Origin of the sequence: Nonomuraea sp. NPDC051191 (assembly GCF_044455665.1) — a bacterium.
Classification (GTDB): Bacteria; Actinomycetota; Actinomycetes; order Streptosporangiales; family Streptosporangiaceae; genus Nonomuraea.
In genome coordinates this window covers 92,651-116,478 of record NZ_JBITEZ010000004.1, presented here as the reverse complement: position 1 = coordinate 116,478, position 23,828 = coordinate 92,651, and the positions used below count along the sequence as shown (strand labels likewise).

Annotated in this window: 24 protein-coding genes; 14 read left to right on the top strand and 10 right to left on the bottom strand. The window is 71.0% G+C overall.

All coding sequences use genetic code 11. The features are described from left to right. Nucleotides 1-63: 63 nt before the first annotated feature. From ACIA8R_RS12230 to ACIA8R_RS12220, 3 genes are read right to left on the bottom strand one after another with little or no spacing between them, the layout of a single operon-like run. A complete protein-coding gene (locus tag ACIA8R_RS12230) occupies nucleotides 64-1,815 on the bottom strand; it encodes a bifunctional metallophosphatase/5'-nucleotidase (RefSeq protein ID WP_397038129.1) in 1,752 nt (583 codons plus the stop codon). 25 nt (nucleotides 1,816-1,840) lie between these two features. Further along, entirely contained in the window at nucleotides 1,841-2,614 is a 774-nt protein-coding gene (locus tag ACIA8R_RS12225; RefSeq protein WP_364095281.1) for an alpha/beta hydrolase, read from the bottom strand. 10 nt (nucleotides 2,615-2,624) lie between these two features. Next, the gene (locus tag ACIA8R_RS12220; protein ID WP_364095284.1) at nucleotides 2,625-3,347 is read right to left on the bottom strand and encodes an SDR family oxidoreductase; all 723 of its coding nucleotides are present in this window, start codon (nucleotides 3,345-3,347) and stop codon (nucleotides 2,625-2,627) included. Between the two features lie 68 nt (nucleotides 3,348-3,415). On the opposite strand from ACIA8R_RS12220, the gene ACIA8R_RS12215 reads away from it, so the two are divergent. Beyond that, a complete protein-coding gene (locus ACIA8R_RS12215; RefSeq protein WP_357696495.1) occupies nucleotides 3,416-4,009 on the top strand; it encodes a TetR/AcrR family transcriptional regulator in 594 nt (197 codons plus the stop codon). Nucleotides 4,010-4,144: 135 nt separating this feature from the next. Here ACIA8R_RS12215 and ACIA8R_RS12210 read toward each other — a convergent pair whose 3' ends face one another. Continuing rightward, nucleotides 4,145-5,809 (bottom strand): alpha-amylase family protein, encoded by a 1,665-nt coding sequence (locus ACIA8R_RS12210; protein ID WP_397038126.1) that lies wholly within the window; start codon nucleotides 5,807-5,809, stop codon nucleotides 4,145-4,147. A 192-nt stretch (nucleotides 5,810-6,001) separates the two neighbouring features. On the opposite strand from ACIA8R_RS12210, the gene ACIA8R_RS12205 reads away from it, so the two are divergent. After that, nucleotides 6,002-6,466 carry a MarR family transcriptional regulator gene (locus tag ACIA8R_RS12205; protein WP_364095294.1) on the top strand — a complete coding sequence of 155 codons (465 nt, stop codon included), beginning with the start codon at nucleotides 6,002-6,004 and terminating at the stop codon, nucleotides 6,464-6,466. A gap of 13 nt (nucleotides 6,467-6,479) precedes the next feature. Here the strand turns inward: ACIA8R_RS12205 and ACIA8R_RS12200 are convergent, their stop codons facing one another. Next, a complete protein-coding gene (locus ACIA8R_RS12200) occupies nucleotides 6,480-7,592 on the bottom strand; it encodes an NAD(P)/FAD-dependent oxidoreductase (protein ID WP_397038123.1) in 1,113 nt (370 codons plus the stop codon). Nucleotides 7,593-7,753: 161 nt separating this feature from the next. Between ACIA8R_RS12200 and ACIA8R_RS12195 the strand changes: the two genes are divergently transcribed. The 3 genes from ACIA8R_RS12195 (at nucleotide 7,754) to ACIA8R_RS12185 (ending at nucleotide 10,638) form a co-directional block, all read left to right on the top strand. Beyond that, nucleotides 7,754-8,161 (top strand): SgcJ/EcaC family oxidoreductase, encoded by a 408-nt coding sequence (locus tag ACIA8R_RS12195; protein ID WP_397038121.1) that lies wholly within the window; start codon nucleotides 7,754-7,756, stop codon nucleotides 8,159-8,161. A 34-nt stretch (nucleotides 8,162-8,195) separates the two neighbouring features. Then, nucleotides 8,196-9,173 (top strand): sigma-70 family RNA polymerase sigma factor, encoded by a 978-nt coding sequence (locus ACIA8R_RS12190; RefSeq protein ID WP_357696505.1) that lies wholly within the window; start codon nucleotides 8,196-8,198, stop codon nucleotides 9,171-9,173. Between the two features lie 61 nt (nucleotides 9,174-9,234). After that, nucleotides 9,235-10,638 (top strand): MFS transporter, encoded by a 1,404-nt coding sequence (locus tag ACIA8R_RS12185; RefSeq protein WP_397038119.1) that lies wholly within the window; start codon nucleotides 9,235-9,237, stop codon nucleotides 10,636-10,638. A gap of 4 nt (nucleotides 10,639-10,642) precedes the next feature. Here ACIA8R_RS12185 and ACIA8R_RS12180 read toward each other — a convergent pair whose 3' ends face one another. After that, a complete protein-coding gene (locus ACIA8R_RS12180; protein ID WP_397038117.1) occupies nucleotides 10,643-11,626 on the bottom strand; it encodes an aldo/keto reductase in 984 nt (327 codons plus the stop codon). 62 nt (nucleotides 11,627-11,688) lie between these two features. On the opposite strand from ACIA8R_RS12180, the gene ACIA8R_RS12175 reads away from it, so the two are divergent. Next, nucleotides 11,689-12,567 carry a LysR family transcriptional regulator gene (locus ACIA8R_RS12175; RefSeq protein ID WP_397038115.1) on the top strand — a complete coding sequence of 293 codons (879 nt, stop codon included), beginning with the start codon at nucleotides 11,689-11,691 and terminating at the stop codon, nucleotides 12,565-12,567. Between the two features lie 287 nt (nucleotides 12,568-12,854). After that, a complete protein-coding gene (locus tag ACIA8R_RS12170) occupies nucleotides 12,855-13,055 on the top strand; it encodes an EF-hand domain-containing protein (RefSeq protein WP_357696515.1) in 201 nt (66 codons plus the stop codon). Nucleotides 13,056-13,135: 80 nt separating this feature from the next. Here ACIA8R_RS12170 and ACIA8R_RS12165 read toward each other — a convergent pair whose 3' ends face one another. Then, nucleotides 13,136-14,422: a hypothetical protein gene (locus ACIA8R_RS12165; RefSeq protein WP_397038113.1), complete on the bottom strand. Its 1,287-nt coding sequence runs from the start codon at nucleotides 14,420-14,422 to the stop codon at nucleotides 13,136-13,138. A 227-nt stretch (nucleotides 14,423-14,649) separates the two neighbouring features. On the opposite strand from ACIA8R_RS12165, the gene ACIA8R_RS12160 reads away from it, so the two are divergent. Then, a complete protein-coding gene (locus tag ACIA8R_RS12160; RefSeq protein ID WP_397038111.1) occupies nucleotides 14,650-15,894 on the top strand; it encodes an MFS transporter in 1,245 nt (414 codons plus the stop codon). On the opposite strand, the gene ACIA8R_RS12155 is transcribed toward ACIA8R_RS12160, so the two are convergent. From ACIA8R_RS12155 to ACIA8R_RS12145, 3 genes are read right to left on the bottom strand one after another with little or no spacing between them, the layout of a single operon-like run. Continuing rightward, entirely contained in the window at nucleotides 15,886-16,365 is a 480-nt protein-coding gene (locus ACIA8R_RS12155; RefSeq protein ID WP_364095324.1) for a hypothetical protein, read from the bottom strand. The two genes, ACIA8R_RS12160 and ACIA8R_RS12155, sit on opposite strands and share 9 nt — an antisense overlap. 58 nt (nucleotides 16,366-16,423) lie before the next feature. Continuing rightward, nucleotides 16,424-17,578, bottom strand: coding sequence for an FAD-dependent oxidoreductase (locus tag ACIA8R_RS12150; RefSeq protein WP_364095327.1), 1,155 nt, complete (start codon nucleotides 17,576-17,578; stop codon nucleotides 16,424-16,426). A gap of 39 nt (nucleotides 17,579-17,617) precedes the next feature. Next, nucleotides 17,618-18,253 carry a hypothetical protein gene (locus tag ACIA8R_RS12145; protein ID WP_397038109.1) on the bottom strand — a complete coding sequence of 212 codons (636 nt, stop codon included), beginning with the start codon at nucleotides 18,251-18,253 and terminating at the stop codon, nucleotides 17,618-17,620. A gap of 91 nt (nucleotides 18,254-18,344) precedes the next feature. Between ACIA8R_RS12145 and ACIA8R_RS12140 the strand changes: the two genes are divergently transcribed. From ACIA8R_RS12140 to ACIA8R_RS12115, 6 genes are all read left to right on the top strand, one after another. Then, entirely contained in the window at nucleotides 18,345-18,974 is a 630-nt protein-coding gene (locus ACIA8R_RS12140; RefSeq protein ID WP_357696527.1) for a helix-turn-helix domain-containing protein, read from the top strand. Nucleotides 18,975-19,051: 77 nt separating this feature from the next. After that, complete coding sequence (locus tag ACIA8R_RS12135; protein WP_357696529.1) at nucleotides 19,052-20,221, top strand: homogentisate 1,2-dioxygenase domain-containing protein; 1,170 nt, start codon at nucleotides 19,052-19,054, stop codon at nucleotides 20,219-20,221. Then, entirely contained in the window at nucleotides 20,203-20,976 is a 774-nt protein-coding gene (locus tag ACIA8R_RS12130; protein ID WP_364095334.1) for a hypothetical protein, read from the top strand. Before ACIA8R_RS12135 ends, ACIA8R_RS12130 begins: the two co-directional genes overlap by 19 nt. Further along, entirely contained in the window at nucleotides 20,973-22,076 is a 1,104-nt protein-coding gene (gene fahA / locus ACIA8R_RS12125; protein ID WP_397038106.1) for a fumarylacetoacetase, read from the top strand. The genes ACIA8R_RS12130 and fahA overlap by 4 nt, the downstream gene beginning before the upstream one ends. A 78-nt stretch (nucleotides 22,077-22,154) precedes the next feature. Further along, nucleotides 22,155-23,306 carry an Ig-like domain-containing protein gene (locus ACIA8R_RS12120; protein ID WP_364095339.1) on the top strand — a complete coding sequence of 384 codons (1,152 nt, stop codon included), beginning with the start codon at nucleotides 22,155-22,157 and terminating at the stop codon, nucleotides 23,304-23,306. 89 nt (nucleotides 23,307-23,395) lie between these two features. Then, complete coding sequence (locus ACIA8R_RS12115; protein WP_364095342.1) at nucleotides 23,396-23,827, top strand: NfeD family protein; 432 nt, start codon at nucleotides 23,396-23,398, stop codon at nucleotides 23,825-23,827. Nucleotide 23,828 lies beyond the last annotated feature (1 nt).

Genomic DNA, 23,828 nt, shown 5'->3' with positions numbered 1-23,828 from the left:
ACCTGAGGACCGCTGCCTGGGACAAGGCGGGCGGCCTTCATGGCGCGCCCGCCCTGTGTCAGGTCAGAACAGCGGAGCCCCGTCACGGGTCAGCTTCCAGTTGGCGGAGGCGAAGTCGGCGGGGTTGATCGTGCCCTTGGCGGTGGCGTACTCGATCAGCGCCTGGCGGATCTCCACCTGGGCGTTGTACAGCACCGGGGCCATGGTGACGTGCGGGAACCCGCCGCCGCCCGACTGGCGGTAGTTGTTGATCGCGACCACGAACTCCTTGTCGGCCGGGATCGGCGCGCCCTCGAAGGTGAGGTTGGCGATCCGCTGCCCGGCGGGCTTGGCCACGTCGATGTCGTACGAGACGCCCGAGAGCTGGTCGTAGTTGTAGTCCGGGGTGTTGGCGGCGTTCGTCAGCTTGGTGACGTCCACCGGATCGCCCGGGTTGAGCTGGTTGAAGTAGCGGGCCGAGTACTCCAGATAGTCCTTGATCTGGGCGCCGGTCAGCTTGATCGCCAGCAGCGTGTTGTCGTAGACGTAGAGCCCTGCCACGTCCCTGACCCGTACGTCCCCGGCGGGGAAGACGGCGGTGCGGCTGAACGGCGCGGCGATGGACAACACCGGCAGCGTGTTGCCCGGCAGGGCGGCCTTCACGGTCTCGGTCTGCACCTGCTGGATGTAGTCCAGGATCGGCGTGTCCTTGTACGGCGACTCGGCCGCCGACAGCTCCTCGGCCGACTTGGCGACGACCTTGTTGACGTAGCCGACCGTGGTGTCGTGCTGCGGCTTGAGCAGCGAGACGATCTTCGGGTCCTCGGCGACCGTGTTGGTGTTGAGCGTGGCGGAGGTCTTCCCGGTGACGACCCACTTGCCGCGCTGCTTGGCGAGGGTGAAGTCGAGCCGCGACAGGCGCTGGCCCCACTTGCCCGGCTCGGTGAGCAGCACCTGCTGCCCGGTGGCCTTGTTGGTCACGAAGCGCTGGGCGACCTCGTTGTGCGCGTGCCCGAACAGCACCGCGTCGATGCCCGGCACCTGCTCGGCGACCATCGCCGAGGCGTTCTCGACGGGCAGGTCGGTGCCGTAGGAGGAGATGCCGCTGTCGCCCGCGTGCGCGGTCACGACGACCACGTCCGCGCCGAGGCCGCGGATGACCGGCACCCACTTCCTGGCCGACTCGACCAGGTCGGTGAAGCGCAGCTTGCCCTCGACGTTCGCCTTGTCCCAGATGGCCACGCCCGGGTTGGTCAGGCCGAGCACCCCGACCTTGATCGGCTTCTCGCCCTTGACCTTCATGGTCTTGATCACGAACGGCTCGTACGCCGGCTTCCCGCTCCCGGCGTGCACGGCGTTCGCGCCCAGCACCGGGGCCTTCATCTGCTTGATCCAGGTGGCCAGCAGCGGCAGACCGTAGTTGAACTCGTGGTTCCCGAGGGTGACGGCGTCGTAGCCGATGGCGTTCATGGCCTTGGCCATCGGGTGGGTCTGCCCGGTCTCGGTGATCGGCTCGACCTTGGCGTAGTAGTACGCCAGCGGCGTGCCCTGGATCGTGTCACCCGAGTCGAACAGCAGCGTGTGGTCCGCCCCGCGCTCGGCCCTGACCTTGTTGACCAGCGACGACACCTGGGCCAGGCCGATGGTGTTGCCCTGCTTGTCGGAGTAGGCGGCGTCCTTGAAGTAGTCCCAGTTGAGGACGTTGCTGTGGATGTCCGACGTCCCCATCACGGTGACGGTGACGCTCTTGTCCCCGCTCGCGTGGGCGGGGAGCGCCCCCAGGGCCAGCGCGGTCAGCGCGGCGGCCCCGGTGGCGGCGAGCTTCTTGGTCTGCATGTGCCTGGAGAGTAACTAGGACAAATTACTCGTTGGTTACGAAATCGCGGATGAGGGCTGTCACCTCTTCTGGCCGTTCGTGCAGCACCACGTGACCGCTGTCGAGCTCGGCGTACCGGCTGCCGGGCAGCGCGGCGTGCAGGGCGCGGGCGTGCTCGACCGGGACGAGGTGGTCCTGGGTGCAGCCGATCACCAGCGTGGGGGCGGTGATGTTCGGGAGCAGGTCCCTGATGTCGGTCCGCAGGTCCAGCTCGATCTGGCGTACGGTGCCGGGCGGCGGGTCGCCGGCCATCATGGCCTTCACGCCCTCCTCGCCCAGGCCGCTCACGAAGGCCGGGCTGAAGCCGACCAGCGGGCCGTACGCCGCGAAGCTCTCGGGGTCGGCGGCCGCCAGCCGGGCCCAGGTACGCAGGCCGAGCCGCAGACGCGGGTCGCCGGCGTGCGTCCAGCCGGCGATCAGCACCAGCCGCCTGACCAGCTCGGGATACCGGGCCGCGACCCCGGCCGCGACCACCGCTCCCAGCGAGAACCCGACCAGGTCGGACGGGCCGCTTTCGGGGAAGGTCGCCGCCACCTGCTCGATCAGCAGGTCGAGCGTGAGGTCCCCGCCGGGGTCGGTGGTCTCGCCGCTGCCCGCGTAGTCGGGGGTGATCACCGTGCGGATGTCGGTGAAGTTCTGGACGAGGTGGCCGTAGTTGCCGGCGGCGTCGCCGCCGGTGCCGTGGACCATGACCAGACCGGGGCCGCTGCCCGCCCGGTCGAAGTGCACGTGTCCGCCGTCGTGGATGACCGTGGGCATGAGGTGACTCCTAGAGGTTTCCGCCGCCGGTGGCGTCGAGGGTGGTGCCGGTGATGAAGCTCGCCTCGGGCGAGACGGCGAACGCGACCACGTTCGCGATCTCGCCGGGCTCGCCGATGCGGTTGAGCGCGTGCCTGCTCGCGGCGTACGCGCGGGCGTCGGGGTCCTGCAGCCAGCCCGCGTTGACGTCGGTGTCGATGATGCCGGGCGCGACGTTGTTGACCGTGATGCCACGCGGCCCCAGCTCCTTGGCCAGGGCCAGCGTGAACACCTGGACCGCGCCCTTGGTCATCGAGTACGCGATGCCCTCGGGGAAGGCGATGCGGGCCACGCCGGAGGTGATGTTCACGATGCGGCCGCCGTCCGGGATCAGCGGCAGCAGTTGCCGGGTGAGGAAGAACAGGCCCTTGACGTTGACCGCGAACACCCGGTCGTAGCCCTCCTCCGTCTCCTGCGCGATGGGCCTGGACATGCCGATGCCCGCGTTGTTGACCAGCACGTCGAGCACGTCCGTCTCGTCGGCCACCCGCCGGGCGAGCCGGTCCACGTCCTCCGGTACGCCCAGGTCGGCCTGTACGGCCACGGCGTGCGCCCCGATCGTCCGGACGACCTCCTCGGCGGCGTCCGCGTCCCTCGCGTAGTTCACGATCACCCGGAACCCGTCTTCGGCCAGGCGCAGCGCGATGGCCCGGCCGATGCCTCTGCCGGCTCCCGTGACCAGGGCAGTCCTCATCGCTCGAATCCTTTCTTTAGCGATCGATACAGAAAACCATAACATAGCGATCGCTATAGAATGGCGGCATGGCGAGGCAACGGGCATTCGACAGGGACACGGCACTGGAGAGCGCGCTGCGCGCGTTCTGGACCCACGGCTACGAGGCGACCTCGATCGCCGAGCTGACCGCCGCCATGGGCATCAGGCCCCCCAGCCTGTACGCGGCCTTCGGCGACAAACGGCGGCTGTTCGAGGAGGCGGTGCGCCGCTACCAGCTCACCTACGGCGCCTTCACCACCAGGGCGCTCACCGAGGAGCCCACCGGCCGGCAGGCGGTCGAGCGCGTGCTGCGCGAGTCGGCCGCCGAGTACGCGAGCGCGGACCACCCGCGCGGCTGCCTGATCATCAGCGCCGCGGTCAACTGCGGGCCCGAGTCCGCCGAGGTGGAAGAGCTGCTGCGGGGGTTCAGGGAGGAGGCGAAGGCGGCGATCAGGAGGCGCGTCGACGACGACGTGGCGGCCGGGCGGCTGGCTCCCGGCACCGACACGGGAGCCCTGGCCACCTTCTACGCGTCGGTGATCCAGGGCATGTCCACGCAGTCACGCGACGGCGCCCCCTACGCCGACCTGCTGAAGGTCGCCGAACTCGCGATGACCGCCTACCCGCCCCCCACGCCTTGACCACCGCACGGCGACTCACCCGCCTTGACCACCGCGCGGCAACTCACCCGCCGCACGACAGCTGGGCCGCCGCAGAGGGCGCCGGCCGTGCGGTGGCGCGGATCAGGGTGGTTCGACCCTGCGCGGCCGCACGGGTCATTGCGACATGACGCTCGCGTCCTCCGGGGGCAGCTCGGGGGGCGACGCGCGCAGCCAGCGGCAACCGTGCGGTCCCAGCGCGAGCTTGGCCGTGCCGTCGGCCGACACCTTGATCGTGCCGTCCACCAGCAGGTCCGTGAGGTCGCAGTGCTCCAGGCCGTCCAGCCGCAGCTCGACGTCCTTGGCCGTGTCGCACAGGTTGTGGGCGACCACGACCGTCGCGCCGTCGGCGTCGCAGCGGTGCGAGAAGATCGCGTCGTCGCCGGTGTCCAGCACGGTGTACTGCCCCCACGCCAGCTCCGGGCACTCGCGGTACCGCTCGATGAGGAGCTGGAACCAGCGCAGCAGCGAGTCGGTGTCCCGCTTCTGGTCGGCCACGTTGACCCGGTCGGGCGCGAAGGAGCCCTCCGGGATCTCGCGGACCGTGTCCTCCGTCTGGCTGAAGCCGCCGTCCTCGGACCACTGCATGGGGATGCGGACGGCCATCCGACCCTCTTCGTCCAGGTTCTCCCCCATGCCGATCTCCTCGCCGTAGAAGACCACGGGAGTGCCGGGCAGGGAGAACAGCAGGCTGTAGGCCATCTTGATGCGCCGCAGGTCGCCGCCGAACATCGTGGGCAGCCGCCGTCGCAGCCCGCGGCCGAAGATCTGCATGTCCTTACGGGGGCCGAACGCCTCGAAGACCTCCTGGCGTTCGGCGTCGGTGAGCTTGTCGAGGGTCAGCTCGTCGTGGTTGCGGAGGAACATCGCCCATTGGCAGTCCTTGGGGGCCCGTGGGCGTTCGCGCAGGGCGTCCATCAGGGGGCGGGCGCTGTTGCGGGCGAAGGAGAGCCAGCTGCTCTGCATGCCGATGAAGTCGAAGCACATGGTGATCTGGTCACCGAGCCCTTCACCGAAGTACCGCAGTAACTCCTTGTAGGGCACGTTGACCTCGCCCAGCAGGATCGAGCCACCCTTGCGCCTGGTCATGAAGGCCCGCAGGTCGGCCAGGAACTCGTGCGGGTCGGCCAGCTTGGGGCTGACGTTCTCGATGAGGAACGGCACCGCGTCCACGCGGAAGCCCGACAGCCCGAGCTCCATCCAGAAGCCGAGGATGCGGGTGATCTCGTCCCTGACCTCGGGGTTGCCGACGTTCAGGTCCGGCTGGTGACGGTAGAAGCTGTGCAGGTAGTACTGGCCGCTGCCCTCGTCGTACTGCCAGATCGAGTCCTCCTTGTCGGGGAAGACCACCTGCTTCGGGTCGTCCGGCTCGGGGGTGTCGGACCAGACGTACCAGTCGCGCATCGGCGAGTCCTTGCTCTTGCGCGACTCCTTGAACCATGGGTGCTGGTCCGAGGTGTGGTTGACGACCAGGTCCGCGATCACTCGCAGGCCCCGGTCGTTGGCCGTCCGCATGAACTCCACGAAGTCGCCCAAGGTCCCCAGCCGGGGATCGATGCTGTAGAAGTCGGTGATGTCGTAGCCGTCGTCCCGGTTGGGGGTGGGGAAGAACGGCATCAACCAGAGACATGTCACGCCGAGGCCCGCGAGATAGTCGATCTGCTGGGTCAAGCCGCGGAAGTCGCCCACGCCGTCGCCGTTACCGTCCTTGAACGTCTCGACGTCCAGGCAGTACACGACGGCGTTCTTCCACCAGACGTCGGAGGTGTACGTCAGTCGCATGGCGGCCCTGCTACCCACCCGCCCAGAAGAAATGTCCCTTTGGTGGTCTCCGTCCGGTTCTGATCGCCTGACCTCGGGCGACGACGGCATGGCCAAACCCCGGCCTGCGCGCGGATCCTGTCTTCGAGCGGTTCCCGGCGCGCTTCGTCCGAGCCAATAGTTCGGTAGCCGAACTGATGTTAGACTGATCTTATGGCCAAGCCCGAGGAGCAGCTGGGAGTCGTCTCCGCCCTGGTGCGGTCGACCTTCCTGGTCAACGCCGTCTACGCCGAGTCCGCCCGCGAGTACGGCCTGACCTCGCAGCAGGGCCAGCTCCTGTGCGTGCTGATGGCCCAGCCGTACGGGATGAGCGAGCTGGGCTCGATGTTGCGCCTGGCCAAGTCCAGCCTCACCGAGCTGGTCGACCGCACCGCGCAGCGCGGCATGGTCCGCCGCGAGCCCAATCCCCGCGACCGTCGCGCGGTCCAGGTCACGCTGACCGAGCAGGGCGCCAAGCTCGCCGACGAGTTCTACACCGAGGCCTGCCGGCGCATCGACGAGCTCCCGTCGGGGCTCGACGAGAGCGAGCGCGCCACGCTCGCCGACCTGCTCTCCCGGCTGGTGCGGGACAACAACGCCCCTACGGTCTTCATCGAGCGCGCCGCCGAGGCCTCCTGACCTCCGGCCGGGGTCAGACCCCCGCCGTCGCCGGCTCCCCGGCGATCCCGAACAGCTCCGCGAACCGTCCGGTGAACAGGTCCCTGCCCTTGTAGTCGGCGACGGACTCGGCCGGCAGCACGATCGGCCCCTCGGGCGAGGGCAGCTGGCCGACGCCCCCCTCGGCCCCCAGCGGCAGCAGGACGAACGGCAGCGGCGAGGGCCGGTACACCGAGGAGGGCTGCTCGCCGCGCACCTGGGCGATGATGTTCGCCGCCACGACCTCGGCGTGCTGCATCGCGTTCCCGGCCATCTTGGCCTCGGCGAGGTCGGTGATGTCGCCGATCGCGTAGACGTGCTCGTGCCCCTCGACGTTGAGCCGTTCGGTCACCCGTACGTGGCCGCGGGGCGTGCGCGCGTCGCCGAGGTCCCCGCCGAGGTAGCCGGTCCGGACGCGCACGCCGTACGCGCGGAACCAGATGTCGGCCGACAGCTCCCCCGCCGTGGACCCGACGGTGAACGGCCCGGCGAGTCCGGGCTCGGCGGGCGGCTCGGCGTCCAGGACGGTGCCGAGCAGCAGCTCCACCCCCAGCTCGTCGAGCTGCCTGCGCAGATCGGCGCGTACCGCCGGCTCGAACCCGGGCAGCAGCTCCGTCCCGTGGTCGACGATCGTGACCTGCTTGCCCGGCCACACGGCCTTGATCTCCCCGGCCAGTTCCAGCCCGACCGGCCCGGCCCCGGCGATCAGCACCCGGCTGGCCTCCGCCAGCTCGCCGTGGACGGCGCCGATGCGCTCCCGCGCCTGCCCGGCCAGGTCGTCGTCGAACTTGAACGGGAAGGGATACCCCGAACCGGTGGCCAGCACGAGATAGTCGGCCTCGACCCGCTCCCCGGACGCCAGCAGCACACCCCGTGAGTCCACCGAGACCGCCCGCTCCCGCACGATCCGGCCACGCCGCATCAACCCGTCATAGGGGAAGAACATCTTCTCGGCCCACTCGGGCCGGGCCAGCGCCCGCATGGACGCGGCGTTCTGCACGAAGGCGTCCTTGGGCTCGACGAGGACGACGTCCGCGTGCTCGTCCAGCGCCTTGGCGGCCGCCGCGCCGCCGTAACCCCCGCCGATGATCGCCACAGTACGGCTCATGGTGCACAACTCCCGTCGAGACAACGACTTGTTCGTGATGCGAACCATAATAGTTCGTAACCCGAACTGCAACTCGCGAAAAGATCTCCGGGAGCGCGATGAGTTCCGGGAGCCTCGCCGGTATGTATCCGTGAACCGTCACGAACGATGAGGAGACAGTCATGACCGAGAACCGAGCGCACGACGTGGCCGCCATCAAGGCCGTGCTGGAGGACCTGTACCAGGCCTGGGCCGCCGGCGACGCGGACGCCTTCGTCAAGGACTACACCGAGGACGCCACCGCGATCATGCCCGGCAGCCGGCGCACGTCGAGGGAGGAGGTCCGCCGGAACATGGCCGAGGGCTTCGCGTCCTACCTCAAGGGCAGCACGACCGTCGACAGGCTGGAAAGCCTCCGCTTCCTGGGCGAGAGCGCCGCCATCGCGGTGAGCGAGACCGGCGTCAAGTTCCCGGGCGAGACCGAGGTCCCCGCCGAGCGCATGGTGCACGCGACCTGGGTGCTGGAGAAGCGGGACGGCGCCTGGCTGCTCGCGGCCTATCACAACAGTCCGGCTGTGGCGGCCGGCTGATCTACCCATAAGGTGCAGGGGGCGAGGAAAGGGCGTGGGCGCGGTGACGCCAGGAGAAGAGGGCTTCGACCTCCGGATCGAACCGTTCCGGACGGAGCTGCTGGCGTACTGCTACCGGATGCTCGGCTCGGTCCACGACGCCGAGGACCTGGTCCAGGACACCTACCTGAGGGCGTGGCGGAGCCGGGACCAGTACGACGAGACGCGCAGCTCCCTGCGCACCTGGCTCTACCGGATCGCGACGAACGTCTGCCTGACCGCCCTGGAGGTGCGGGGGCGGCGGCCGCTGCCGTCGGGGCTGGTGGCGGCGTCCGAGCCGCTCGCGCCGTTCGTCCAGGGGGAGAACCTCGCCTGGCTCCAGCCCCTGCCCGACTCGATGCTGGACGGGGGCGACCCGGCCGGCGCCGTGGTCGCGCGCAGCGGCCTGCGCCTGGCCTTCGCCGCCGCCCTGCAACACCTGTCGGCGCGGCAGCGCGGCGCGCTGATCCTGCGTGACGTGCTGAGCTTCTCCGCCTCGGAGGCGGCGGAGATCCTCGGCACCACCGTCGTGTCGGTGAACAGCTCCCTGCAGCGGGCGCGTGCCCGGGTGAAGGAGGCCGGGGTCCGGCGGGAACCTCTCGACGAGCCGCCCGCGGCCGAACAGCGCGGCTGGATCGACCGCTACATGAAGGCGTTCGAGCACGCCGACGTCGAGGGGCTCAAACGGCTGCTCACCGAGGACGTCATCATGGAGATGCCGCCGATGCTCAACTGGTTCGCCGGCCGCGTCAACTACGGCCTGTTCATGGAATGGGTCTTCCAGGCGGCCGGCACCGACTGGCGGCTGGAGGCGATCACGGCCAACGGCCAGCCCGGGTTCTGCGCCTTCCAGCGCGTCGGCGACCGGTACGAGCCCCACACCCTCCAGATCTTCACCGTCACCGCCGAGGGCATCAGCCGCAACTCGGTGTTCCAGGGTGCCGAGCTCTTCGCTCCCTTCGGCATGGCGGCCGGCTTCGACGCCACGCGATGACCACGGCCGGCGCGCAAATTTCTTCAAGACCGGGCGGGGGCGGGCGGCCGATGCTGGACGCGTGATCCTTTCCGCTCCTCCCCGGGCGACGGCCGTACGCCGTGGCCCGATGCTCGCCGTGCTGCTCACCGGCCAGGTCATGGCCTCCATGGACGGCTCGATCGTGTCGGTGTCCGCGCAGAGCATCAGCGAAGACCTCCACGCCGGCGGCACGGCGATCCAGCTCGTCGTGTCGGGCTATCTCCTGACCGTCGGCGTGCTCCTGGTGACCTGCGCGCGCATCGGTGACGTCGTCGGGCAGCGGCGGGCGTTCCTGCTCGGGCTGGGCTGGTTCACCGGCGCCTCGCTGCTGTGCGGGCTGGCCCCCGACGTGGGCGTACTGGTGCTCGCGCGCGTCGCGCAGGCCATGGGGGCGGCGCTGCTCACCCCGCAGATCTTCTCCCTCATCCAGACGCACTGGGAGGGCGTGGCGCGCCGCAGGGCGATCGGCCTCTACAGCATGGTGCTCGCCCTGGGCGTCGCCTTGGGGCAGGTCGTCGGAGGGCTGGTCGTCAGCGCCGACCTCCTCGGCCTGTCCTGGCGGCCCGTCTTCCTGATCAACGTCCCGATCGGCGTGATCGCGCTGGCCGTGGGCCCGCGCCTGCTGCCGGCCTCCCCCGGGGACAGGCGGGCGCGCCTGGATCCGGGCGGCGTGGCGCTCCTGACCGCGGCCATGGCCGCGATCACCGTCCCGCTGATCTTCGGCCGCGACCTGGGCGGGCCCCTCTGGGTGTGGATCTCGCTGGCCTGCGGCGCCGCGCTGTCGGTGGCGTTCGTCCGTCATGAGACCAGGGCGCGCCATCCGCTGCTGGACCTGGCCTCGGTACGGCCGAGCGGGGTCAAGCCGGGGCTGGCCGCCTGCTGGACCGTCATGGGCTGCTACACCGTCTTCCTGCTCACCCTCACTCTCCATCTCCAGACCGCGCTGGGGTACTCGCCGTTGCAGGCGGGGCTGGCCTTCGTCCCGTACGCCCTGGGCTTCGGCGCGCTCAGCCTGAGCTGGACCCGCTATCCGCCGAGGTTGCGGCGCGTCCTGCCGGTCGTAGGTCCGATCGCCTTCGCGGCCGGAGCGGGCCTGCTGGTGCTCCTGTGCCGTGACCAGTGGCGGCCGGTAGTGGCCGTACCGCTGCTGCTCCTGGCCGGGGCCGGGCACGCCGCCGGGTACAGCCCGCTGATCGCCCGCATCACCATGCTGGTCGAGCCCCGGCTGGCCTCGGCGATCTCGGCCCTGAACGCCACCGGGCCCGTGCTCGCCGGGGTGACCGCCGTCGCCGGGCTCGGCAGCGTGTACTTCGCCGCGCCCTCCTCGGCCGACGGTCTCCTGCGGGTCGTCGTCGCGGTCATCGTCCTGCTGGCGGGCGGGGCCCTGTGCGCCCTGCGGGTGGTCCTGACCGGCCGGAGCGCGGACTCCCCCGCGACGCCCTGAGCGTTCAGAGGAGGGTGCCGCCGCTCACGTCGAACCTGGCCAGCGCCTCGTCGATCCTGGCCAGGGTGTCGGCGTGCAGGGTGAGGTCGGCCGCGGCCAGGTTCTCCCGGATGTGGGCCGGGGTGCGGCTGCCCGGGATCGCCACCACGTGCTCGTCCTGGTGCAGCAGCCATGACAGGGCCAGTTGGGCGGGGGTGATGCCGAGGCTGGTGGCCAGGGCGCGGATCGGGGCGTACCGGTCGTTGTTGCCGGCCAGGTTGTCGGCCGAGAACCGGGGTGCGTTGTGGCGGAAGTCGCCTTCGTCCAGCCGCTGGACCGTGCCGGTCAGGAACCCGTTGCCCAGGGGGCTCCAGGCCACCAGGCCGACGCCGAGCTCGCGGGCCGCGGCCAGGAGAGCGGGCTCCACCGGCCGCCACATCGACCACTCGTTCTGCACGGCCGTCACCGGATGGACGGCGTGCGCGGCCCTCAGCTGCTCCGCCGTCACGTTCGACAGGCCGATGTGCCTGATCAGGCCGTCGCGCACCAGGTCCGCCATCGCGCCGGCCGTCTCCTCCACCGGGATGCCGGGGTCCGGGTAGTGCAGGTAGTAGAGGTCGATCACGTCGGTGTCCAGGTTGCGCAGGCTGCGTTCGGCGTAGCGGCGGACCAGGCGCGGGTCGGCGTTCACGCGGAGCTCGTTGAACGCGTACCCGACCGGGTGCGGGCGGCTCGGCTCGCCGTCCGGGATCGTCAGGCCGAACTTGGTGGCCACCACGACCTCGTCCCGGTTCCGTCCCTTGAGGGCGCGGCCGACCAGGCGTTCGTTGTGACCGTCCACCCCGTAGGCGTCGCTGGTGTCGATGTGGGTGGCCCCGGCGTCCAGGGCCGCCCGCAACGCCGTCGCGGCCCGGGTGTCGTCGATGTCGCCGTACACGCCGGGCGAGAGCACCATCGCGCCGAAACCGAGCGGGGGGACCTGCAATGTTCCGAGTTCACGTGTCTTCATGACGGAGATCGTGCCGCCGGAGGGCGCGCGGCGTCCAAGACCCTTTGCTATAACCAACGGTTATGGACGTACATCTGCGGGAGCTGCGCTACTTCGTCGCGGTGGCCGAGGAACTGAACGTGACGCGCGCCGCCGAGCGGCTCTTCGTCTCGCAGCCCGCCCTGTCCAAGCAGCTCAGGGTGCTGGAGCGGCAGCTCGGCTTCGCGCTGCTCGAACGGGTGCACAGCGGCGTCACGCTGACCCGCGAGGGCGAGGCGCTGCTGCCGGTGGCCCGCGACCTGCTCGGACGCTGGGCCGCCGGGGTGGAGACGGCACGCGCCGCCGCCCCCGCCGGGACGCTGGTCATCGGGATGCAGACGGCCGTCGGCCGCGGGTTGCAGCAGGAGGCGCTGCGGCTGTTCCGGCAGGCCCGGCCGGGATGGGAGGTCTCGCTCCGGCTCGTGGGCTGGGACGATCCGAGCGGCGGCCTGGCCGACGGCTCCTCCGACGTGGCGTTCATCTGGCTGCCGGTGCCGCCGGGGCTGGAGACGCACGTGCTGGTCACCGAGGAGCGTGGGGTGGCGATGCCGGCCGGGCACCGGCTGGCGGGGATGACCGAGGTCCCGTTCGCCGAGCTGCGGGACGAGCCGTTCATCGCGCTGCCCGCCGCCGCCGGCCCGTTGCGCGACTTCTGGCTCGCCCGCGACGCGCGGGACGACGACCCGGTCGTCGGCGTCACCGCGAACACGCCCGAGGAGGTGTTCGAGGCGGTGATCAGCGGCCTGGGCGTCGTCCTCGTGGCCGAGGGGAACGCGGCGCTGTACAAGCGTCCTGGCATGGTCTACCGCCCGGTGACCGGCCTCTCGCCGGGCCGGCTCGCCATCGCCTGGCGCCGCCAGGACGTCCGCCCCCACGTCACCGCCTTCGTCGACGCCCTGAAACAGGCCACCACCACGGTCTGACCCGAGAACCGCTCAAGGGGCGAGCGAACGCCGGTAACGCACCTCGGCGAGGACGAACCCCCGGCTGCCGTCGACCTTGGCCACCCCGTCCCCAGCTCTCCGGCGTCAGGTAGATCGTGGCGACCTCGGCGACCGACTCGCCGTCCTCGTCCTCGGCCCGGGTCGCCTTACGGATGCGCATCCGTACGTGCTTCCCCTTCGAGCGGCGCCGAATTCATCGGCCTGTTTCGGGAAGTCGCCACTAAGGTCTGACCCGACGCACCGGTAACACAGGAAAGGCACCCCCTATGAACGACCATGCCATCACCTTCGACCTGATCGACGCCGACAAGGACGGCCGCATCTCCGCCGTCGAGCTCGTCCGCCTGATGGAGGTGCTCGGCCAGCCCGTCACCCTGGAGGCCGCCCAGGCAGGCGTGCGGAAGCTGGACAAGGACGGCGACGGCCTCATCGACGTGGACGAGTTCGGCGCGTTCCTGCAGAAATGACCGAGCCGACCCCTTGCTAGGCGAACTCCTGCCGCCCGCCCCCCGTACGCGGGCGGGCGGGCGGAACCGGGCGGTTTCCGTCAGGCGGTGTGCAGGTACACCTGGCCGAAGACCTCGGACAGGTTCTTGATGTCGGTGGCGACGTCGGTCTCGGGGCTGCTGTAGTCGTAGACGGTGGCCAGCCTCGGGCGGACGGTGCCGAGCTTCTTGAGCTGGTCCCAGGTGGCGTTCGCCGCCCACTTCTCGCCGTACACGCGGTTGATCTGGCCCTGCGCGTCCTGCCAGCGGCTCCACAGGACGACCGTCTCGGCGGCGTCGGCCTGGAGCGGGGCGGCGATGCGGTCGGTGATGGCCTGGGTGGCCTGCTCGGCGGTGAGCTTGGAGGTCCCGGCCGCGGTGAACCCGGCGTCCTCGGCGGCGATCTGGGCGTAGGCGTCCCAGGCGCGGGCGCGGACCTGGATCCACTGGTTGCGCTGGGCCTCGTTGGCGTCGATCTTCCAGGTGGCGTACTCGGTGGCCATGTGGCCGGTGTCCAGGGTCAGCTGGTCGATCTGGCCGCCGGACAGCCAGGCGCCGATGCGGGCCGGGTCGAGCAGCGGGTACTTCTTGGTCATCTCGGCCTTGCAGGCGTCGTTGGCGCCACAGCCGAACAGCGGCACCACCGTGTGCGCCGCGAGCTTCTTGCCGGGCACGAGGTTGCGCAGCGCGGTCGTGGTCTCGGTGACGAACTTGTCCAGCTCCTCCGCCGTGGCGAAGGTCTGGTTGTAGCCGAGCTGCGAGGTGAACCTGATCCCGACGACCCCCGGCTGAGCGGCCAGGGCGGCGACCTTCTTGGTGGCCTCCGCCAGCTTGCCGGCCTTGTAGTCGTCGGCCAGCTCGGTCTCGATCCAGGTTCGCAGGCCGGCGCCGACCGCGCTCTTCACGGCCTGGCCCGCCGGGCTCTCGGCGGCGGCGGTCTTCGCGGCGGCCGAGATCTCGTCGGGGTCGACGTAGCACTTCTGGCCGTCCTGGCAGTCGTCGGGCGTGCCGCCGTCCTCGGCGCCGTCGACGTCCGGGGAGCCGACGTCGTGCATCTCGCCGTCGCCCTCGGAGTCGGTCGCGCACTCGTTGCCCGGCTCGGTGCAGTCGACCACGATCTCGCGCATCGGGCCGGAGTCGATCATGTTCTTGCCGTCGTTGTCCAGCCAGAACCGGGCGATGTCGGCGGCCTCGTCGGGAGTGGCCAGCCAGCGGCAGACGACGTACGCCGGGGTGTCAGCGGACATCAGGTCGTTGCAGCCCCGTGGATCGTCCTCCGACCAGGCGGGAACACCGACGCCGAGCAACGACAGGGCCAGTCCGATGACGAAGATCTTCCGCAGTCGCATGGCGCCTTTACTCCCATGTGGGGGTGATCGTGGGCAGATAGCACAATATCTGGACGATCAACAACGTTCAATGAGATCCACCCCGATTCCCCACAGCCAGCAAGCCCCTCGGTCGAGCCGGCCACCGGCGACTCCCCACGACCGTCACGCCGAATATTCGGACGACAGCACCCACGCAAGGACGGCAGAATAGTTCGGCTTTGACCGTTTTTGAGGGGACCGGCCCAGTGCACAGCTACCTCCGCGACCTCGGGCTGCTCCGCGACCGCAAGTTCGCCCTGTTGTTGTCCGCGCGGACCATCTCCATGCTCGGCAGCGCCTTCGCGCCCGTGGCGCTCGCCTTCGGCATCCTCGAACTGCCCGGCGCGAACGCCACGACGTTGTCGGTGGTGCTCACCGCCGAGTCACTGCCCATGATCGTGTTCATGCTGCTCGGCGGGGTGATCGCGGACCGGCTACCGCGGCAGCGGGTGATGATGGCCGGCGAGCTGCTCATGGCGCTGGGCTATTTCGCGCTGGCGGCGATGCTGCTGACCGGCTGGGCGCCGCTGCCCGTGATGAGCGTCGCGGCGGCCGCCTGCGGCGTGGGCACGGCGATCATGTTCCCGGCGCTGACCGGCATCATCCCCGAGGTCGTGCCCGCCGAGCGGCTGCAGGCCGGCAACGCGCTGCTCGGCCTCGGCGCGAACGCCTCGCGCGTGGCCGGGGTGGTGCTGAGCGGCGGCACGGTGCTGCTGTTCGGCGGCGGCTGGGCCCTGCTGGTCAGTGGCGCGATGTTCGCGCTGGCCGGCGTGCTGATCGCGCTGCTGCGCCCGACCCCCGCCGAGCGCGCGGCGGCGGAGCGGCACTCGGTGCTGGCCGACCTGCGCCACGGGTGGCGGGAGTTCAGCTCGCGGCAGTGGATCTGGGTGGTGGTCGCCCAGTTCTCGGTGCTGGTGATGGCGATCCAGGCCGGGCACGGCGTGCTCGGGCCGCTGCTGGCCAAGGAGACTCTGGGCGGGCCGGCGGCCTGGACGGCGTTCCTCGCGGGCGAGGCCGTCGGGACGATCGCCGGGGTGCTGGTGTCGTTGCGGCTGCGCCCGCGCCGGCCGATCCTGCTCGGCACGCTGTTGTGCCTGCCGACCGCGCTGCCGTACGTGCTGCTCGGGCTCGACGCGCCGCTGTGGGCGATCGTGGCGGGGGCGTTCGTGCTGGGTGTGTGCTTCGACGTCTTCGGCGTGCTGTGGCAGACGACGATGCAGCGCGAGATCCCGGCCGAGTCGTTGTCGCGGGTCAGCTCGTACGACGCGCTCGGGTCACTGATGTTCGGGCCGATCGGGCTGATGCTGGCCGCGCCGGCGGCGGTGGCCTTCGGCACCGAGGGGGCGCTGCTCGGCTGCGCCGCCCTCGTCGTGCTGTCCACGCTCGCCGCGCTGGCCGCGCCGGGGGTGCGCAACCTGCGCGCCCCCGAGCCGGAGCCGGTCTCACCGTGAGCGGAACCAGACGTTGGCCCTCGGCTGGAACATCAGCGTGACGGCCCCGAGCACGGCCGTCAGGTGCAGCACGCGGCTGATCGTGAAGAGCCAGGCGACCGTGTCGGCCCCCGCGGCGGCCTCGGCGATCGAGCCGCCGTGCAACAGCCACTGGACGGGCCCCACGACCAGCGACAACGTGCCGAACACACCGAGCCCGACGGCCAAGGTGAGCCTGGCCCAGTTCTGACCCCGGCGCATCCGCAGCGCCAGGACGACCGCGGCGACGAAGACGACCACCCGGAGCCCGGCGCCGGGCAGCAGGTCCACGACGCCGGACGTGCCCTCGTACAACTCCCTGCCGACGGCGAGCACGGTCTCGAACGCCCCCGCCGCCACGGCCGACAGCCACAGCAGCGTGGCGGCGTGCACGACGGGCGGCGGCTGGGGGGTACCGGGCTGGGCGGTCTGCGAGGCGAGGGCGGTGGTCATGGCGGGCTCCCTGTGTTCGTCGGTTACAGGGGAAGTCTGCGCCGTGCGCCCGCGCGGATCACGCCCGTCGTCCCCCGAATCCCGGTGGGGCGGGCCCTACCCCGAGGTCACCGCTCGTCCGCAGGCCACGGGCCGCCGCGCGCTCGTGCCCGAGCCCGAAACGCGGTTCGGGGACGCGTTCGCCGTCCAGGATCGCGGCCACGTACGCGGCCAGGGCCGGGGCGTGCTTGAACCCGTGCCCGGAGTCGCCGCCGAGCAGCCACACGCCGGGCGAGTCCTCGGCGATGATCCATTCGGCGTCGGGGGTGAGCGCGTACTGGCAGACCTGGCTGAACAGCACCGGCGCGTCCGCCAGCGACGGGAACCTGCGCCGCAGGTAGCCGCGGGCCTGCTCGACCGCGGACGGGTCCACCACCCGGTCGCCCTCCTCCGGCTCGTACGGCTCCCCCTCGGCGTCGGAGGTGGCCTTCATGCCGACCCCGTCCACGTCGCCGTGCCCGTAGGCCGAGGAGCCGTAGTCCACCCAGGCGGGCGTCTCGGGGGTCGACCAGGCGGCGGGCGCGGCGAAGTGCACCGTGTCCTGCCTGGTCACCGTGACCGGGACGGCGAACAGGCCCGGCAGCCAGGCCCCGCACGCCCAGACGACCCGGTCGGCCCGCCGGATCTCGCCGTCCACCTCGACCGCGCTCAGCCCCGGCACGGGCGCCGCCTTGGCCCTGACCAGCCGTACCCCGGCCGCCACGGCCAGCCGGGCGGTCACCTGGGTGGCCCGCCGCGCCCTGAGCACGCCCGCGTGCGGCTCCCACAGCAGGAAGCTCAGGTCGTCGCCGCGGTAGTCGGGGAAGAACCGCCGTCCGTCGGCCGGATCGAGCACCTCAGCAGGTATATCCAGATTCTTCAGCACTTGGGCGCTGGCGTGCTCCCACCCGTCCGGCCGGGCCGCGAACCACACCATGCCCGACTCCAGGAACAGTTCCTCGCCGGCCCGCTCGCCCAGCCGCCGCCAGCCCTCCCGCGCCTCCCAGGCCAGCCGCGCGTACCAGTCGTCGGTGCCGTGGGCGCAGCGCAGGAGCCGCGTCTCACCCGCGCTGGCCTGCCGGACGTGTCCGGGCTTGTGCTGTTCGACCAGAGTCACCTGCCAGCCGGTTTCGGCCAGCCGCAACGCCAGCGACGACCCCCATATACCGGCTCCGACCACAATGACCGATTTCATGGAACCACCGTGACCTCAGGACCGCGCCCGCGCAAGAGCTCAGACGATGATCAACCGGACCACGACGCCCGCGCAGTTGCCCGCCACGCAGACGCGCACCGGGACCTCGGAGATGCCGGCCGCCTGGGGCACGCCGCCCACGTGCCCGTCGGGGCCGATCGTCACGCCGGCGGGCAGCTTGGCGTGGTCGGTCACGCTGAAGGTCGGGATCACGCCCTGGGGGCCGCCGTTGATGCCGATCTCGCCGCCGAGCGCGACGCCTGTCCGGCCGGGGAAGGTCAGCTCGCGCGGCTCCCATGGAACGTTCCCGAGCACGACGAGAGTGATGAGCTGCTCCTCGCACGGCTGCCCGGTGCAGAGCCCGACCGGGGCGATGAACGTGCCCACGCGTGAGGGCGTGCCGTACAGCCGCCCGCTCGCGTCGACCCTGACCCCCACGGCGACGTAGCCGGGGCGGAAGGCCACCCCCTTGGCGACCGGCAGCAGCCACTGGCTCACCGTGATGCCCTGGGTGAGGTAGAAGGTGTCCTCCACCAGCCGCTCGCTCGCCCGGTCGGGCGGGTCGATCAGGGTCTCCCTCGCCATGTGCGCGATCGGCGTCGTGAGCGACGGGACGGCGGGCGGCAGGGCGCAGAGAGCCAGCCCGGCAACCAGGAACAGCCACCTCTGCCGCATCTTCCCCCCCGACGCTTCTCGTCCTACGTACCCCCTCGCCGCGCTCTTTCACTGCTCTTCCACCGTCGCCCGCCACTCCATAATCGAAGTCATGGCCGCCGAATCCGCCCAGACGCTCGAACGCGGGCTGCGCCTGCTGCGACTTCTCGCCGACGGGAAGGGCGGGCGCACCCCCACGGAGCTGAGCACCGAGCTGTCGCTGAGCCGGCCGGTGGTCTACCGGCTGCTGACGACGCTGCTGAACGAGGGGTTCGTCCGCCGCGACGCCGAGGGGCGGGTGCACCTCGGGTTCGGGGTGCTGGTGCTGGCCCAGGCCGTGCAGCCGTTGCTGCGGGCGGCGGCGGTGCCGACGCTGCGCCGGCTGGCCGAGGAGGTGGGGGCGACCGCCCACCTGACCGTGGCCGAGGGCGACGACGGGCTGGCGGTGGCGGTGGTGGAGCCGTCCTGGACCGACATGCACGTGGCCTACCGGGAGGGGTCGCGTCATCCGCTGGCGAAAGGCGCGGCGGGCCGGGCGATCCTGGCCCTGCGCGAGGGCCGGGACGAATACCTCGTGACGGAGGGGCAGTTGCAGGAGGGGGCGCGGGGCATCGCCGCCCCCGTGACCGGACTGCCGTGGCTGGAGGCCTCGGTGGGGGTGGTGACGTTCGGCCCGCTGGAGGAGGGGACGGGGCCGCGCGTGGTGGCGGCGGCCGCCGAGCTGGCCGCCGCGCTGGGTTGACATCTCCACACCGATGGCGGACGGTAGTCACACATAGAGGACACATGCGTCCGATAATCGGACAACATGGAGGGCGGATGCCGTACTACCGCGTCGTTGGGGAAGTGCCACGTAAGCGGCACACGCAGTTCAGGCGGCCGGACGGCGGCCTCTACGCCGAGGAGCTGATGGGCGAGGAGGGCTTCTCGTCCGACTCCTCGCTGCTCTACCACCGCTACCTGCCCACCGCGATCATCAAGGCCGAGGCGGTCACGCCCACGTCGGCGACGCGGCTGGAGCCCAACCTGCCGCTCTCCCCGCGCCATTTCCGCACCCAGGAGCTGGCCGGCGCCGGTGACCTGGTCGACGGCCGCATCCTGCTCGCCGGCAACGCCGACGTCCGGTTGTCGTACGCCACCAGCGACCAGCCGAGCGAGCTGTACCGCAACTCCATGGGCGACGAGTGCGTCTACGTGCAGCGCGGCTCGGTCCGCTTCGAGTCCACGTACGGCGTCATCGAGGCCGGCGAGGGCGACTACGTCATCATCCCGACCGGCACGATCCACCGCTGGGTCCCCGACGGCCAGGTCAACGTGCTGGCCATCGAGGCGTCCGGGCACATCAGGCCGCCCAAGCGCTACCTGTCCCAGTACGGGCAGTTCCTGGAGCACGCGCCGTACTGCGAGCGCGACCTGCGCGCCCCTTCGCAGACCCTGCTCGTCGAGGGCGAGGAGGTGCCCGTCCTGGTCCGCACGCGGGGCGGCCTGACCAGGCTCGTCTACCGCAACCACCCCTTCGACGTGGTCGGCTGGGACGGCTACCTCTATCCGTACGCCTTCAACATCGACGACTTCGAGCCGATCGTGAAGAAGACGCACGCGCCGCCGCCGGTGCACCAGACGTTCGAGGGGCCAGGGTTCGTGGTCTGCTCGTTCTGCCCGCGGCCGCTCGACTACCACCCCGAGGCCATCCCGATCCCGTACAACCACCACAACGTGGACTCCGACGAGTTCATGTTCTACGTGGGCGGCGACTACACCGCGCGCAAGGGCTCGGGCATCGACGTCGGCTCGGTCTCGCTGCACCCGGCCGGGTTCACGCACGGCCCGCAGCCCGGCGCGGTCGAGGCGGTGATCGACGCGGTCGCCCGCGGCGTCACCACGACGAGCGAGATGGCCGTGATGGTCGACACCTTCCGCCCGCTCGACCTCGGGCAGGGCGCACTCTCCTGTGAGGACCCCGGCTACGCATGGACCTGGGCACGATGACTCTCTACACCGAACTGGTCGACGACGCGGGCCTGTTCCCGCCGACCTCCCTGCACATGGACGAGGCGCTGACCCGCAACCAGCGCGACCTGGAGCGCGGCGACGACGTGCTCACCCACCGCTTCCTCTGCCCGGCCAGCCGGCTCGACCGGCTGCGCGGGCACGCCTACCGGCCGCGGCGCATCGGGATGATCGTGGACACGCCGGAGGTCCCCGAGTTCGGCGACCTGCCGGTTGACTTCGTGGAGATCCCGCTCGGGGCCGACGAGTCCGTCGCCGGCCTGGCCCGGCGGCTCGGCCTCCCCGCGCACGTACGGCTGTTCGTCGAGGTCCCGCCGGACAAGAAGGTCACCGGCGTGCCCGACGGGGTGGGCCTGAAGGTGCGCTGCGGCGGGCTGAAGGCCGAGGCGTTCCCGCCGGTCGAGCACCTCGCGGCGTTCATCCGGTCCTGCGTGGACGCCGACGTCCCGTTCAAGGCCACGGCCGGGCTGCACCACGCGGTGCGGCACTTCGACCCGGCGCTCGGCGTCGACCGGCACGGCTTCCTCAACCTGCTGCTGGCCGTCTGCGAGGCTGTGGAAGGGCGCGACCCCGCACCCGTGCTGCGCACCACCGACGTCGGCCACCTCGTCCGGCTGGCCGGGGCCGTGACGGAGGAGACCGCCAAGCGGGCGCGGCGGCTGCTGGTCAGCTACGGCTCCTGCAGCACCGGCACGCCCATCGAGGACCTGCGGACGCTAGGAGTGATCCAGTGAGCTGGGGAGTGGACAACCTGCCCTACGGCGTGTTCTCCCGCCGGGGCGAACCGCCGAGAGTGGGCGTCAGGTACGGCGACAAGGTGCTCGACCTGGCCGCGGCGCTGCACGACGAGGTGTTCGCCGCCCCCTCGCTCAACCCGTTCATGGCCCGGGGCCGCTCGGCCTGGCACGACACCAGGGCCCTCATCCAGAACAAGCTGACCGGCGACTCCTCGGTCACCGAGGGCCATCTGATCCCGCTCGACCAGGTGCGGATGCATCTGCCGTTCGAGGTGGCCGACTACGTCGACTTCTACTGCTCGCTCGACCACGCGAGCAACATCGGCCGCATCTTCCGTCCCGACGCCGAGCCGTTGCTGCCCAACTGGCGGCACCTGCCCGTCGGCTACCACGGCAGGGCGGGCACGGTCGTCGTGTCGGGCACGCCGGTCCGGCGGCCGCAGGGCCAGCTCAGGGCCGGGGTCTACGGGCCGTGCGCCAAGCTCGACATCGAGGCCGAGCTGGGGTTCGTGGTCGGCGTGCCGTCCGAGCTGGGCTCGCCGGCGGGGGCGTTCGAGGACCACGTGTTCGGGGTGACGCTGGTCAACGACTGGAGCGCGCGCGACATCCAGGCGTGGGAGTACGTGCCGCTCGGCCCGTTCCTGGGCAAGTCGTTCGCGACCTCGGTCTCGCCGTGGGTCACGCCGCTGGAGGCGCTGCCCAGGATCCCCGGCCGCGCCCAGGACCCGGAGCCACTCGACTACCTGCGCAGGCAGGGCGACTGGGGGCTGGACATCGCCGTCGAGGTCCTGCTCAACGGCGACGTGATCTCGCGGCCGCCGTACCCGAGCATGTACTGGACGCCCGACCAGATGCTCGCCCACATGACCGTGAACGGCGCCTCCCTGCGCACCGGTGACCTGTTCGCCAGCGGCACGATCTCCGGCCCGGAACGCGACCAGCGCGGCTCGCTCATCGAGCTGACCTGGAACGGCGCCGACCCGATCAAACTGTCCGGCGGCGACACCCGCACCTTCCTCCAGGACGGCGACACGGTGACGATCCGGGCCACCGCCGGCGACCTGACATTGGGCGAGGTGTCCGGAACCATCGGATAAGTAACTCAGGGTGCTTCGACCGTCGCTCACCGCTAACCTGGGAGCTCCCCTTCCCTCGGAAAGCCCTCGGAGAGTGACGTGCGGCGTGCCGCGATCCTGTGTGTCGGCTTCCTCCTGGCCTGCTGCGGCTGCGGTCCCGTCTCGGAGTCCGCGGCCGCGCCCGCGGTCGTGCACGTCTTCCCCGCCCTCGACTCCAAGCGGGCCCGTCCCGACAAGGGCCTGGTCATCACGGCCCGGGGTGGCCGGCTGACCCAGGTCCTGGTCTACGAGGGAGGCGAGCACGTCCCGGGCCGGCTCGACGCCTCGCACACCACGTGGCGCTCCGACTGGACGCTCAAGCCCGCGACCGAGTACACGGTGACCGCCACGGCCGCGGGCGAGAACGGCCCGTCCACCGTCTCCATGGGCCGCTTCCGCACCCGCGCCGCCGAGCACACGTTCGGGGTGGCCGCCACCGCGCCGCTGCCCGGCGAGACCGTCGGCGTCGGCATGCCGGTCGTCATCGACTTCGACACCCCGATCCAGGACAAGGCGGCCGTCGAGCGCTCCCTTGAGGTCACGACGAAGACCCCTGCCGAGGGCGCCTGGCGATGGACCAGCGACACCCAGGTGGTCTACCGCACCCGCCGGTTCTGGGCCTCCGGGCAGCAGGTGATGGTCAGCGCCCACCTGGCCGGCGTGCACCCCGCGCCGGGCGTCTACGGCACCCTCGACTCCACCTTCGCCTTCACCGTGGGCCGCAGGCAGACCAGCACGGTCGACACCCGCACTCACCAGATGGTCGTGCGCCGCGACGGCAAGGTGGTGCAGCAGATGGCCATCAGCGCCGGCATGGCCACCACCCGCGAATACACCACGACCAGCGGCATGCACCTGACCATGGACAAGGGAAACCCGGTCCGCATGATCTCCCCCGGCCGTTCCAAGGGCGACCCCGGCTACTACGACCTGCTGATCGAGCACGCCGTGCGCATCTCCAACAGCGGCGAGTACGTGCACGCGAAGGACAATGTCTGGGCCCAGGGAAAGGAAAACGTCAGCCACGGCTGCATCAACGCGCGTCCCGACCAGGCGTCCTGGTTCTACGCCGGTTCGCTGCGCGGCGACCCCGTCCTGATCACCGGCACGGCCCGCGAGCTGGAATGGGACAACGGGTGGGGTTTCTGGCAACTTCCGTGGGACAAATGGCTCCAGGGAAGCGCGTTGCCTGCGCCGCCGTCCAGCAGGTGACGGGTGCCTGCGGACGAATGGGGGATTACGGTGGTAAGGGGGAACCAGTCACACACACAGGCCCGTTATAGGTTCAGGAGGGCCGGAGCATGGATGAATGGGTCATCTGGATAATCCTCGCAGTCGTCCTCGGTGTGGCCGAACTGTTCACTCTCACGGCGGCGCTGGGTCTCCTGGGCGTGGCCGCTCTCCTGACCGCCCTGACCGCCGCCGTCGGGCTGCCCGTCCCGCTGCAGATCCTCGTGTTCGCCCTGTCGTCGGCGGCCGGGATGGTGGTCATCCGGCCGCTCGCCGTCCGCCACCTCCAGCAGCCGCCGTTGCAGCGGTTCGGTGTGGAGGCCCTCGTCGGCAAGCCCGCGTACGTGGTCGCCGAGGTCACCGGCCGCGACGGGCGGGTCCGCATCGGGGGTGAGGAGTGGTCCGCGCGCGCATATGACGAGACCCTGGTGATCCCCACCGGGGCCACCGTCGACATCATCGAGATCGAGGGCGCCACAGCCCTCGTGTACCCACGGGAGTGAG